The organism is uncultured Alistipes sp., from assembly GCF_902388705.1.
In the GTDB taxonomy this organism is placed as follows: Bacteria; Bacteroidota; Bacteroidia; order Bacteroidales; family Rikenellaceae; genus Alistipes.
The window spans coordinates 1-13,441 of sequence record NZ_CABMQJ010000050.1; the positions used below are offsets into that span (position 1 = coordinate 1).

Below are 13,441 nucleotides of genomic sequence, written 5' to 3' on the forward strand. Positions count from 1 at the left end.
AGCCGAAAAAAAGCGTACATTTGCCTGCGTGATAACTCCCGAAGAATACACCCTGATCCTTACGGACGAATTGCAGCGGGCCATCGCCGCCAACCGCGGACGCGATCCGCTCGAGGTGGCCCTCGACCGCACGGTGCCCCACGCCCGCCTGGTCGCCACGCAAGTCAAGTACCTCGCACGGGCAGCGTCGAAACTCCCGTCGTACGCCGCAGCACAGTGCATCCTGCCGCCGCTGGCTTTCGAGCAGGCGTCGAGCGAAGCGTGTGCGGCCCACAAACAAATCGGGGGCGGCTCCGTGCTCGACCTCACCTGCGGGCTGGGCGTCGACGCGTTTTTTTTAAGCCGCCGTTTCCGCCGCGTGGTGACGCTCGAGCGCAACCCGATGCTGGCCCGCATCGCCACGGAGAATTTCCGGCGGCTCGGGGCCGGGAACATCGAAGTCCTCAACACATCCGCCGAAGCGTACCTCGCGCAGACAGGCCTGCGGTTCGACTGGGTCTACGCCGACCCCGACCGCCGTTCGTCCGACGGGCGCAAGCTGGTGCGGCTCGAAGCGTGCTCGCCCGACATCGTGGCCCTGATGCCCCTTATCCGCAGGGCGGCGGAGCGCCTGTGCATCAAAAATTCACCGTTGTTCGACGTCGGCGAGGCCCTGCGCCTCTTCCCCGATGGCCGCGCGGAGGTCGTATCGCTGGGCGACGAATGCAAGGAGGTGCTCGTTTACGCCGACGGCACGGGCCCCACAATCACCGCGACGGCACTCGGCCGCGGTTCGTTCTCGGCGACGCCCGCAGAGGCCTGCTCCCCGACTGCTCCCGGGGCGTTCGACCCGACGGGCTACCGCTGGCTCGTAGTGCCCGACGTGGCGCTGCAGAAGGCCCGGCTGGCGCGGCTCCACCTGCGCGGCAAAGCCGACATATGGAGCGAAAACGGTTACGGATTCGCCGCCGGAAAACCGCAGGACGTGATTGGCAGAGTATTCGCTGTCGATAGCATCGAACCCTACGACCCCCGGCGGCTGAAACGCGAACTGAAAGGACGCGGCGCCGAGTTGATGAAGCGCGACTTCCCGTTCACCGCCGAGGAGATTGCCCGGCGGCTGGGGGTGCATGCGGGAAGTGACGTGCGGCTGGCTTTCACGAAAATCGGAGACGGTTTTTGGGTCGTGCGGCTGAAATAGCTATATTTGCAGTTGCGGGGCGGAGTTCCGCCGCCGGAAATGCCGGCAAGCGGTATCCGCGCCCTTTGCAGGAATCGAAAAACGTTATGAAAATCAGCGAGATATTCACCTACTTCACCGACACGATCTTCCGGCGCGACATCACCGAATGGCGCAACCCGGTCGTACGGTGGCTCGTACAGCAATACCGGCTGCTGTTCTACACGGCCCGGGGACTGCTCGAGCACGGCACGATCGTCCGCAGCGCGGCGCTCACATTCTATACGCTGATGTCGCTCGTACCGATCGTCGCCGTGGTATTCGCCGTGGTCAAGGGTTTCGGGCTGGCCGACGGACTCATCGACAACCTCTATGCCCTCTTTCCGCAGAACCCGGAAATCATCAAATATATCGTCGACTTCGCGGAAAACGCGCTGGCACGCACCCAGGGCGGCGTAGTGGCCGCCGTGGCGCTGGTCACGCTTTTCTGGGCGGTAATCCGGGTCTTCGGGTCGATCGAAAGCGCGTTCAACAACATCTGGGAGGTCAAGGCCGAGCGCAGCGTGACGCGCCAGTACACCGACTACATCGCCGTGGTGATGATCGTCCCCGTACTGTGGATCGTGGCCAACGCCGTGGGCAAGTACGCACAGCAGATGCTGGGCTTCAACGACAGCTGGTACTTCACACTCCTCTCGCACCTGGTGTCTATGTTCATCATCTGGGTGATGTTCACATTCCTCTACATCGTCATTCCCAACACCAAAGTGCGCTTCAAAAGCGCCCTGATGGCCGGCATCATCGCCGGCACGCTCTTCCTGCTCTTCCAGTGGGGCTACATCTACGTTCAGCGGTGGATGACCTCCTACAATGCCATCTACGGCAGTTTCGCGGCCCTGCCGCTGCTGCTGATCTGGCTGCAGACCTCGTGGCAGATATTCCTGTTCGGCGGGGAGCTGTCGTTCGCCTACCAGAACATCGCCCGCTTCAGCGAGGAACGCGAGTCGCTGCTCGTCAGCTACGACCAGCGGCGCAAAATCCTGCTGGCCGTGATGCTGACCGTCATCCGCCACTTCCGCGAAAAGGGCGGCGCAATGCCCGCCGACGTAATCCGCGCACAACTCGATTTGCCCACGCGTATCGTCAACGACATCCTCTACCAGCTCGTGCAGGCGGGGGAGTTGATCGCCGTACCCTCGGGCGACGGAGAGCGCGAAGTGGCGTTCGCCCCGGCGCACGAAACCGACACGATGACCGTCTACGGCGTACTCGAAGCGGTCGAACGGTCGGGACACACCTCGTTCGACCTGGCCCAGAGTCCCGAACTGACCCGCATCGACCGGGAGCTGGAAACACTCAAACAAGCCGCCCGCCAGTCGCAGGACAATGTCCGGCTGATAGACCTGCTCTGATAAAATGAAAAAACATATGGAACGCGCAGTTATCATCGGCAGCGGCAACCTCGCCGAAGCGCTCGCCCGGGCCGTGGCCGGAAGCGGGGCGAAACCCGTGCAGGTATTCGCCCGCAACGCCGAACGGGGGCGGGCCGTCGCCGCGCTCGCCGGAACACAATGGACCGACGACCCGGCGCAGTTGGCCGCCGCTGACATCTACCTGATTTCGGTCAGCGACAAAGCCGTGGCGGAGCTGGCCGCTTCGCTGCCGATTCCCGCTGGGGCCGCAGTGGCCCATACTGCCGGAAGCGTACCGCTCGAAGCCCTGCCGGCAAAGTTCCGCCGGGCCGTTTTCTATCCGCTCCAGACCTTTACCAAAGGCCGCGAAGTCGACTTTTCACAAATTCCGATATTCCTCGAAACCGACGACGCGGCGCTGCGCCCGGCGCTGGAGGCTTTCGCCCGCCGCCTTTCGCAGCGGGTGCTCTGGGCCGATTCGGTATGCCGCGCCAAGGTACACCTGGCGGCGGTTTTCGCCTGCAACTTCGCCAACCACATGTACGCCGTCGGCGAACGCATCGTCCGCAGCGCGGGACTGCCGTTCGACGTGCTCAAGCCGCTGATCGCCGAAACCGCCGCCAAGGCGCTCGACGCGGCGTCCCCCGCCGACGTCCAGACGGGGCCCGCCGTACGCAACGACCTGCCGACAAAAGCCCGCCACTGTGCACTGCTCGACGACGAACTGCAACTCAAGAACATTTACTCGATAATAAGCAACAGCATATGGGAAACTTCAAAGAAGATATAGCCCGCACCGAAGCGTTCGTTTTCGACGTCGACGGCGTGATGACCGACGGAGGCATCATCCCCACCCTCGACGGCGATTTCATCCGCCGCTACAACGCAAAGGACGGCTATGCATTGGCCTACGCCATCAAAATGGGCTACAAAGTCTGCATCATCACGGGCGGCCGCGGCAAGACGCTCGAAAACCGCCTGCGGATGCTGGGAATCAAACGCGCCTACATCGACTGCATGGACAAAATCAGCGCCCTGCACGAATTCTTCGCCGACGAGGGCATCGACCCCGCCAACGCGATTTACATGGGCGACGACATTCCCGACCTGGAATGCATGCGCGAAGTGGGCATTCCGGTCTGCCCGGCCGACGCTGCGGCCGAGGTGATCGAGGCGTCGCGCTACGTTTCGGAGTTCAAGGGCGGCGAGGGAGCTGTGCGCGACATCGTCGAACAGGTGCTCCGCGCCCGCGGCGACTGGGCCAAAAACTCCGAAGGCGTCACCCCCTCGTCGCTGGCCGCATCCAACTGATGCCGTCCGGCGCTCCGGACAGGGACGCCCCCCCCTGCAGCCATCGTGGCCCGGGGGGGGGTATGACAGGCAGATGCAAGCCAATGGCCGGACTACACCTCCTGCCATTTTTCGGGAATACATTTTTTTCTCCTATCAAAGTTCAGCTTATTATGCGAAAAACGATTGTATTTTTAACATGCATGTGCCTTCAAATCACTGCTTTCGGACAGGACAGGGATTCCGGAAAAATCATACCGTACGATTCCACGGAATATTACCAGCGGTTATTCGCCGACAACAGTGCGTTCGACATACGGAAATTCACACCGATGCCCGAATACGGGCGGCGGGAATTGATTGATGCCATAAAACCTGCCCCGGGTTATGAATATTGGGAGTGGCGGGATTCAGACGGCGATGCTGTTCTTATGCAAAAGCCGGGTGAGCTTGTTGCGTATCAGGGCGACCGGACATATGGCGCTCTTGTGGCGTTAAAGGTTCCTGAATCTGGTTTTTTCGCGGGAGGCCATCACATGCCGCAGTATTCATATATTGTTGCCGTAGCCGGGGATTTTACGGAGGATGAAGATTTGACGGTGGAGATGATCGACAGCGAAGAGAAACTAATCGGGTTCCTGGGAGCCGTCGACAATATCGGAGAGGTGCTTCTGCACAGCATGGCCCACGGGTATTCGGCAGACAGAAGTTCGCCCGTCACCGGAGCTTATCGCGAAGAAAACGATCGCTATCTGCTTTATCTTTGCCGTCGTTCAAAAAAGGATGCCCGCAGCGACGAATCCGTGAAAGCGATTTTGTACAAAACCGGAAAATTCGAAGCAGTCGGCTCGGTCGTCTACAAAACTTCCGACACATTGGCCTGGCCATAATCTTATCTTGGCGTCGTCCCGGCATATACAGGTACCTGTCGAAAAAAATCTGCCTGCATCTCGTAAGAAACACGGAATCCAGACACAGGCATCAAGAAATTGAAGATTCGGTGCAAAAAAAGGGAGCGTACAATACGCTCCCTTTTTAAATAGGGCCCAGGGCCGACAGCAGGAACCTATGGAATTTATTCCGGTGCAGTTCCGGCAGAACCGATATATTATCCGGACAATCGCTATTGCATCCACTCGACATTCGCCGCATCGCGGAACAGGATGTTGAGCGGCCGCACGAGGCTCTCGGCATTCGCGGCGAAGATGAACCGCACCTTGTCGACGGGCACCGTCAGGAAGACCGTCGAGGGATAGCCGCCGATCATGTCGACATGCTCCATCAGCGACCAGACGAAAATCTCGAACGGCATCTGGCCGGGAAGCAGCGTCAGCCCCGCAAAGTCGGTTTCATAACCGGCCGACGATGTGTCGGCGGGATGGGGTTTGAAGAAGACGTCGTACCCCTCGCCGTACTGCTCCATGATTCGCGCGACATAATCGTACTGCTGCTGCTCGCTCGTACTGCCCGCGTGGCTGGTGCCGATGATGACGAGGTTCTTTTTCGGGGAGGCGTCGAACAGGGCCGCGAACTTGTCGTAATCGAAACCGGCCATGTCGTAGAACTGCTGGCGGGCAGTTTCGGGCAGCGCCGACAGCATCTCGTAAGGCTGGATGCTCTCGATAGTCATCTCGCCGAGCTTTTCGGTGATGAACGGGCAGGAACTTTCGAGCAGCACACTGTTCTGCATCACCAGTCGGTAACCGGGTCGGGTCGCAAGGTAATAAACCCATGTCCACGAATCGAGTTCGAACTGCGCCCGTGTCACGGGATAGCGCCCGCCGTGGTTCCAGTCGAGCGCCTCGACTTCAGCGGCATAATCATTCCAGTTCTGCTCGGCCGTAGCCGCATCGCCGAAATAATTATAGAAGTTGTTGTAGGTCGCCGTTCCGTCGGACAACAGGCTCACCTTGACCCTCGCCGAGTCGATTCCCTGTTCCACGAAACAGTCGTAGCCGAGGCGGCAGCGGAGATCATCGACATACAAGCCGAATACGGCCGTCGGATCGGCATTGTTGATTTCGAGTATCCGGCGCCTCATCTCGCGGATTGCTTCCTGCTTCTCGTCGGCCGTGGCATCGGCGGTACGGTCGGCAGAGGTCGTAACCTTGACATACGACGGGAATTTATCGGGATCGAACGTCCTCGACCGCGAATAGAAGAAATAACTCGGCTTGTTGTGGGACAGCACGTGCAGCCCCGCGTAGAGGGCCGGCATCGTGGCGAACGTCACGTAGAAATAATAATCCGGGGAGTCGTAACCATTCGTCAGCGCACTCTGCGAGAGGCCGAACGGAACGATCACGTCCCCGCTGGAAAAGGCCAGCCGGGCGCTGCGAGCAGCCCCCTTGTTCTCATCGAGGCTTATCTCGACTTCCGAGTATCCGGCCGGGCCCTCGGTCGGCGAAAGCGTGAACCACGTATCCCCGGCCGCCGCCGTAACCCGCCACGGGGCCGAAGCCAGCACCGTAAGTTTACCGGCACGGGCCAGTCCGTCGAGCGAAAGGAAATCCTCTCCGCCGTTGACAATCACCGTGGGGCGTTGGGTGTCGTCGTCGCTGCACGCCATTGCTCCGGGAAGCAGCGCCAGGCACAGGAAAAGTCGGAATAAATTTTTCATAAGGCGTTTTATTTTCAGTGTCGAATATATAAACGCCGCAAAAGCCCCTTTACTGCGTTACCGGATTAAAATAATGCAAAATCAAGCCGCAAGCATACTCCGTACGGCCCCGAAAGAAAAAAGGAACTCATCCGTTCCTTTTTTTCTTAAAGCGCTCGAAATGCCCGCGAATGTGCTCGCGAAAGAGTTCCCGCCGGTATTTCAGATCGGCCTGCCATCCCAGCCAGCGGGTGTACCGCTCGCGTTTTTCGGGATAAATATCGCGGATTGTCACCAGGATGCCCGTCTCTTCGACACCCCCGAAATCGGGATTCGACACCGTATCGAAAACCCGCATCGTGGGCGAGAGGTTCATGTAAGCGTTTATCAGCGGCGGAATATTCTCGTTGAATTCGCGGATTTTCTGAATCAGAATCCGGTAATTCTCCTGGTAGGTGCGTCCTGTGAAAAGCTGTTCGTAATAGGGGTCGTCCAAATCGAGCTGCAGCGGATGAATGCCCTCGACCAGATTATCCCTATCGGGGAAATAGCGGCGCAGGAACCAAATCAGGGCGTTGCGGGCCACGGCCTTGTAGGTCGTGTACATCGTCACCTTGCCGAAGAGGTACTTGGAATTCGGGCTCAACACAATCAGGGCGCCCAGGCCGTCCCAGAGATTGTCCAGCGCATAGATGCTCTTGGCGTTGCCGCGCGCCTGATAGGAGGTCTGCACGAACGAACGGCCCAGTTCGATGGTGCGGGGCAGGTAGTTGCGGCGGAATTTGTCGCTGAAGCGGAAATAGTGTTCGGTCGACAGGTGGCGGGGATATTCGTCCGTGCAGATGATGAAACGGTAGCCCCCGACGATCTCCTCTGCCGCGGGATCCCACACAATCAACTGGTAATACCCGTCCTCGGCCAAATCCTCGGCATCGACATCCAGTTCGTTGCCCGTGCCGCCCCCGGCGCCACGGAACGCGATTTCGCGCAGCCGTCCGATTTCGCGCATCAGCGCGGGACAGTCGGCCGCCGGGAAGATGTAAATTTCGTTTCCGGCTTTCTTCGTGTCGCGGGCCTTGCGCCCGGGCGTCAGCTCGGCCCGCAGCAGTTCCCGGTCGACGGGAGGTATGACTGGTTCCATTTTTCTCTGTTGCATAGCAGGGACAAAAATACCGTTTTTACTGGTTTTTTTCTGCCGGGAGAAGCATTTTTTCCAAAAAATACGCCTTTTTACGTACGAATTCGGCCTGTTCGCGGAGCGTGCCGTAGCGTTGCAGTTCGGCCACCGGAATCGGGTCGCCCACCAAGATTCGGAAGTGTTTGCCTTTCTGCGAGAACATCTCGTCGGGCAGCCAGAGCATCTCGATGTTGAATTTGACGCCCAGCATCCTGCGTATGCGGTCGACGCGGTAAAAGAAGTTCGACAGCCGCCCCTCGACGAACACGGGCACGATCTCCCGCTGCGAGGAGTAGGCTTTCTTCAGGAAACTCGTTTTCCACGGCAGGTCGGTCACCTCGCCGTCGATACAGCGCGAGCAGAGACCGGCCGGAAAAGTCAGGATGGGCAGCTCGCCGAAAAATTCCTCGTCGAATTTACGGGCGTAGGAGGTGCTCTGCGAACCGTGCTTGTTGACCGGTATCCACAGGGGACGCAGCGGTTCGAGGTGCATCAGCAGGTCGTTGACCACCACGCGGGCGTCCCCGAAGCGGTCGATCAGCTTGTCGGCCAGCATCATGCCGTCCATTCCCCCGAACGGATGGTTCGAGGCGAAGAGGTAGCGGCCCCGGGAATCGAGTTTTTCGAGTCCTTCGATCGAATAGGTCACCTGCCACTCGCGGAAACAGGCGCGGATAAATTCCTGCGGAGGCAGGTTCCAGTAATGCTCGAGGATGTAATTGATTTCCGGCTCGTGGATGGTGCGCCGGAGCCAGCGGAGGGCGAAGCCGGGCACCCAGCGGGCCAGCCGCGGGGCTTTGTCGGCGAGAACAGCTCCGATATCTATTCTGGGCATAGGGTGTTCAAAAAATTATATCCACAAATATAGGTATTCTTTTTCGAAAAATCCCTAACTTTACACCCAAATCGACCTTGTCAGCAACGATTATGTCCAACTACCACACCCCTGTCCTCCTGGAGGAGTCCGTCGGCCTGCTCGGCATCGACCCCGCAGGCACCTACGTCGACCTCACGTTCGGCGGGGGCGGCCATTCGCGCCGCATCCTCGAAGAGCTGGGACCCGGGGGGCGGCTCTACGCCTTCGACCAGGACCGCGATACGCGGGCGAACTGCCCCGGCGACGGGCGTTTCCACTATGTCGAGAGCAATTTCCGCTTCCTGCGCGGGGCGCTGCGGCTGCGCGGCGTGACCCAGGCGGACGGCATCCTGGCCGACCTGGGGGTGTCGTCGCACCACTTCGACGCCGTCGAGCGGGGCTTCTCGTTCCGGGGCGAAGCGCCGCTGGACATGCGCATGAACCAGCGCGGGACGCTGACGGCGGCCGCTATCGTGAACACCTACCCGGCCGATTCGCTGACCCGGCTGCTGGGCGACTGGGGCGAACTGGACACGCCGTGGAAAGTCGCCAACTGCATCGTCCGGGCGCGGGAAACGGCGCCGATTGAAACCACGGCGCAGCTGGTCGAGGCCGTCAGGCCCTGCACGCCGAAAAAAGACGAATCGAAGTTCCTGACCAAACTCTTCCAGGCGCTGCGCATCGAGGTCAACGGCGAGATGGAGGCGCTCAAGATGGCGCTCGAGCAGAGCCTCAAGGTGCTGCGGCCCGGCGGGCGGCTGGTGGTCATTTCCTACCACTCGCTCGAAGACCGCCTGGTGAAGAACTTCCTGCGCAGCGGGAACTTCTCGGGCGAGGTGGAAAAGGATTTTTTCGGACGGGCGCTCACGCCGTTCGACCTGCTGACGCGCAAGGCCGTCGTTCCGGCGGCCGAAGAGTTGGAACGCAACCCCCGGTCGCGCTCGGCGAAGCTGCGCGCAGCCGTAAAACGATAATCCGGCCATGTACTCCGACCACGAATTCGACCCGGTAACCCCCGAAGAGCAGGCCCGCCGCGAGCAGGAGGAGGAATTCGCCCGCCGCGTGCGGCGCGAAGTGCTGCGCATCGAGCGGGGCGAAGCCGAGGAGGACATCCGCGCCGACCTGGAGCGCGAGCAGGAGGAGAAGGCCGAAGAGGAGGAGCGCGAACGCAAAGAGCGCCGCCGCAAGGCCAGTACGCTCTGGCAGCTCTTCTCGGGCACGATTCTCGTGCGCGAGGGCGTTTCGAAATACTACCCCTACATGCTTTCGATTGCGGCCATGTTCTTTTTGAGCATCGCCGTCATGTTCACGGCGCTGCACCTCGACATGAAGTACACGCGCCTCGAACGCGAAGTCCAAATCCTGCGCGAGCGCTCTATCCGCCTGCAGGAGCAGCGCTACCGCCGCACGACCCATTCGGCCATCGTCGAAAGGCTGCGCGAACGCGGCATCGACCTTTACGACCCGCTGGCCCCGGGCGAAATCATCGAAAACTAAACGGCGATGAAACAGGAGCGTTCGAAAATCAAAAGCGACATTCTGCTGCGGGTGAGGCTGCTTTACGTGCTGTTCATCCTCGCGGGGCTCATCGTGTTTTCGCGCCTGATCTGGGTACAGCTTTTCAGCTCCGAAGTGGCCTACAACGCAGAGCGCCTCGCCAGCCGCATTTTCACCGAGCAGATTATCCCGGCACAGCGCGGCAGCATCCTCTCGCGCAATGGGGCGCCGCTGGCGACCTCGATCTTCCGCTATCAGGCCGCATTCGACTTCGCGGCCCCGGGCCTCGATTCGCTCAAGACCTTCCGCGAACAGAGCGACTCGCTCGCCAAGCTGCTCGCCGCTTTCTTCCGGGACAAACCCGCCTCGGAATACGCCCGCCGCTTCCGCGAGGAGCATGCCCGCCGCTTCCGGCTCGTCAACGGCCGCGACACCTCTTACCTGCGTTCCGAAGGGTGGTTCTCCCGCATGATGGACCGCCTGCGGGGCGAGGAGTACGTCACCCGGAAAATCTACGACACGATTCGCGACCACACGCCCGTCAACATCCTGCCCCGCGAAGTGGATTACGCCGAGTGGGAAACCCTGCGGCGCTATCCGCTGCTGAACTGGAACATGGGCATGGTCTACCGCCTGGTCGAACGCGACCAGCGCATCTACCCGCAGGGCGAACTGGCGCGCCGCACCATCGGCCTGACGGGCGACAAGGGCAACTACGGCATCGAGGATGCCTACCGCGAGGAGCTTGCGGGCCGCGACGGCAAGGCCCTGCGCCAGCGTATCGCCCGGGGCTTCTACGGCCGCGTCGCGGGCGGCGGCCACGAGGAGCCCGTGGACGGATACGACATCGTAACGACGCTCGACCTCGACCTGCAGGACGTGGCCGACAAGGCGCTGCGGCACCAGCTCGAGGCCCAGAACGCCATCTGGGGCACCACCATCGTCATGGAGGTGCAGACGGGCGAAATCCTCGCCATGGCCAACCTGGGGCGCGCAGGCACGAGCGGCGTCTTCTACGAACGCGAAAACTACGCGCTGGGCCGCAGCATGGAACCCGGCTCGACGTTCAAACTGGCGACGATGCTCACGCTGCTCGACGACGCCGGCATGTCGCCGCAAACCGCCTACGACACCCACAACGGCGACCCGGTGACGGTCGGCCCGGCCAAAAACATCCGCGATTCGCACCGCGGCGACCACGTCATCGATTTCCGCCGCGCCGTAGCCTCCTCGTCGAACGTCTACTTCGCCAAGGCGATTTGGGATCGCTACGGCATCACCGGCAAAAAGCAGGAGTACAGCGACTTCCTCCACAAGAAACTCCGCCTCGGGCAGACCGTCGGACTCGAACGGCTCGGCGAGCGCACCCCGTCGATTACCACCGACTGGAAAGTTCCCGACCCGGGCGTCATGCTCGTGAAGATGAGTTACGGCTACCGCGTACGGCTGGCCCCAATCCAGATGATTACGTTCTACAACGCCATCGCCAACGACGGGAAGATGATTTCACCCGTGCTGATCCGCGAACTGCGGTACGGCGACCGGGTCGAGGAGCGCTTCGAAACGCAGACCCTCGCTTCGTCCATCTGCTCGCGTTCGGCGCTGCGCGAAGTGCAGCGCTGCCTCAAAGCGGTCTGCACCGAGGGTACGGCCAGCCTCTACTTCAAAGACACGACCCGCCTGCGCGTCGCCGCCAAGACCGGCACGGCGCAGATTACCGACGCCCGCAGCCGCGAGGGACGCTACTACCTCGGCTCGATGGTCGCCTACTTCCCGGCCGACAATCCCCGCTACACGGTGCTGACGACCATCGAGACCCGTGCACAGGCCGGCAAAGCCTACTACGGAGGCCCGCTGGCGGGCCCCGTTGTAAAACGCATGGTCGACTACATCTACAACCGCAACCGCGACTGGTACGGCCGCGTGGAGCGGCACGGCCCGCGCCAGTATCCCGAACAGGTAAAGGGCGGCGACATCGCCCAAATCCGCCGCGTGACCGACAAACTCTCGCCCCGCGCCTCGTTCGACCACCGCACGGGCTGGGGCCGGGCCCGGGTCGACAGCCTCTCGAACGTCGTCATCACGAGCCTGCAGGACGAAGCGGGCACGATGCCCGACGTGCGGGGCATGGGGCTCAAGGACGCGCTGTTCGTGCTCGAAAGCCGCGGGCTGAAAGTCCGCTTCTCGGGCCGGGGCGCCGTGACGCACCAAAGCATCGCGGCCGGGGCACGCATCGCCCCGGGCTCGACGGTCGCCATAACGTTGAAATAAGATAAAACAGGAAATATCCGTCCCGATTGCCGCCCCGTGCGGCGGCGGAAGCTCCGCAGGGCCGGACACGCAACGATAACGGTTTATGAAAACACTGAAAGAACTCCTGAAGGATACGCCCGTCGAGGCGCTGCACGGCGACGATTCCACCGCCGTCGCCGGACTGATTTACGACTCGCGCGCCGTGCGCCCGGGCGACTGCTTCTTCGCAACCCGCGGCACGCAGTGCGACGGCCACGATTTCATCCCCTCCGCCATCGCGAAAGGCGCCGCGGCGGTGGTCTGCGAACGCCTGCCCGAACAAACGGCCGACGGGGTAGCCTACGCCGTGGTTCCCGACGCCGCCGGGGCGCTGGCCGACATGGCGGCGGCTTTCTACGGCCACCCGAGCCGCGAATTGAAACTCGTGGGCGTCACCGGCACCAACGGCAAGACCACGACCGTGACGCTGCTCTACGATCTGGTGCGGGCGCTGGGCTACAAGGCCGGGCTGATTTCGACGGTGGTCTACAAAATCGGCAACCGCACCGTCGAAGCGACGCACACCACACCCGACTCCGTGCGGCTGAACGCCATGATGCGGGAGATGGCCGACGAGGGGTGCGAATACTGTTTCATGGAGTGTTCGTCGCACGCCATCGTACAGGAACGCACGCGGGGCCTGCACTTCGCGGGCGGCATCTTCTCGAACATCACGCACGACCACCTCGACTACCACAAGACCTTCGCCGAATACATCCGCGCCAAGAAACTCTTCTTCGACGGACTCGGCGCAAAGGCTTTCGCCCTGACAAACATCGACGACCGCAACGGCCGCGTGATGGTGCAGAACACGGCCGCCTCCGTACACACCTATTCGTTGCGCGCAATGGCGGACTTCCGCTGCAAAATCGTCGAGATGCACGTCGACGGCATGCTGCTGCGCATCGACGGACAGGAGGTATGGGTCGGGCTCGTAGGCCGTTTCAACGCCTACAACCTGCTCTCGGTCTACGGCGCGGCCGTATTGCTGGGCCTCGACCGCGCGGAAGTGCTGCGCGCGGCGAGCACGCTGCACGCCGCGAGCGGACGCTTCGAGTTCGTGCGGGCGGCGAACGGCACCACGGCCATCGTCGACTACGCCCACACGCCCGACGCCCTGGAGAACGTCATCCAGACCGTCGAGGAGATACGCACCCCG

12 protein-coding genes are annotated in these 13,441 nt (G+C 61.5%); 9 read left to right on the forward strand and 3 right to left on the reverse strand.

All coding sequences use genetic code 11. The features are described 5' to 3' along the window. The 5 genes from QZT71_RS10100 to QZT71_RS10120 all read left to right on the forward strand — a co-directional run. On the forward strand, positions 1–1,180 hold a 1,180-nt coding region (locus QZT71_RS10100), incomplete at its 5' end, for a class I SAM-dependent methyltransferase (RefSeq protein ID WP_295915696.1). Positions 1,181–1,266: 86 nt separating this feature from the next. Continuing rightward, positions 1,267–2,571 (forward strand): YihY/virulence factor BrkB family protein, encoded by a 1,305-nt coding sequence (locus QZT71_RS10105; protein ID WP_295915698.1) that lies wholly within the window; start codon positions 1,267–1,269, stop codon positions 2,569–2,571. Positions 2,572–2,587: 16 nt separating this feature from the next. Beyond that, a complete protein-coding gene (locus QZT71_RS10110; protein WP_295915699.1) occupies positions 2,588–3,361 on the forward strand; it encodes a Rossmann-like and DUF2520 domain-containing protein in 774 nt (257 codons plus the stop codon). Continuing rightward, positions 3,337–3,882 (forward strand): HAD family hydrolase, encoded by a 546-nt coding sequence (locus QZT71_RS10115; protein WP_295915701.1) that lies wholly within the window; start codon positions 3,337–3,339, stop codon positions 3,880–3,882. Before QZT71_RS10110 ends, QZT71_RS10115 begins: the two co-directional genes overlap by 25 nt. 152 nt (positions 3,883–4,034) lie before the next feature. Beyond that, a complete protein-coding gene (locus tag QZT71_RS10120) occupies positions 4,035–4,751 on the forward strand; it encodes a hypothetical protein (RefSeq protein WP_295915702.1) in 717 nt (238 codons plus the stop codon). A gap of 233 nt (positions 4,752–4,984) precedes the next feature. Here the strand turns inward: QZT71_RS10120 and QZT71_RS10125 are convergent, their stop codons facing one another. The 3 genes from QZT71_RS10125 to QZT71_RS10135 all read right to left on the reverse strand — a co-directional run bounded on the left by QZT71_RS10125 (position 4,985) and on the right by QZT71_RS10135 (position 8,472). Then, entirely contained in the window at positions 4,985–6,481 is a 1,497-nt protein-coding gene (locus QZT71_RS10125) for a BACON domain-containing protein (protein WP_295915703.1), read from the reverse strand. Positions 6,482–6,608: 127 nt separating this feature from the next. After that, entirely contained in the window at positions 6,609–7,616 is a 1,008-nt protein-coding gene (locus tag QZT71_RS10130; RefSeq protein ID WP_295915705.1) for a GNAT family N-acetyltransferase, read from the reverse strand. Between the two features lie 22 nt (positions 7,617–7,638). Then, complete coding sequence (locus tag QZT71_RS10135; protein WP_295915707.1) at positions 7,639–8,472, reverse strand: acyltransferase; 834 nt, start codon at positions 8,470–8,472, stop codon at positions 7,639–7,641. 92 nt (positions 8,473–8,564) lie between these two features. On the opposite strand from QZT71_RS10135, the gene rsmH reads away from it, so the two are divergent. The 4 genes from rsmH to QZT71_RS10155 form a co-directional block, all read left to right on the forward strand. Continuing rightward, positions 8,565–9,467, forward strand: coding sequence for a 16S rRNA (cytosine(1402)-N(4))-methyltransferase RsmH (rsmH, locus tag QZT71_RS10140; RefSeq protein WP_295915713.1), 903 nt, complete (start codon positions 8,565–8,567; stop codon positions 9,465–9,467). 7 nt (positions 9,468–9,474) lie between these two features. Then, complete coding sequence (locus QZT71_RS10145; RefSeq protein WP_295915708.1) at positions 9,475–9,990, forward strand: FtsL-like putative cell division protein; 516 nt, start codon at positions 9,475–9,477, stop codon at positions 9,988–9,990. Between the two features lie 6 nt (positions 9,991–9,996). Further along, positions 9,997–12,261, forward strand: coding sequence for a penicillin-binding protein (locus QZT71_RS10150; protein WP_295915710.1), 2,265 nt, complete (start codon positions 9,997–9,999; stop codon positions 12,259–12,261). Between the two features lie 85 nt (positions 12,262–12,346). After that, positions 12,347–13,441: UDP-N-acetylmuramoyl-L-alanyl-D-glutamate--2,6-diaminopimelate ligase (locus QZT71_RS10155; protein ID WP_295915712.1), on the forward strand; the 1,095-nt coding region annotated here is incomplete at its 3' end.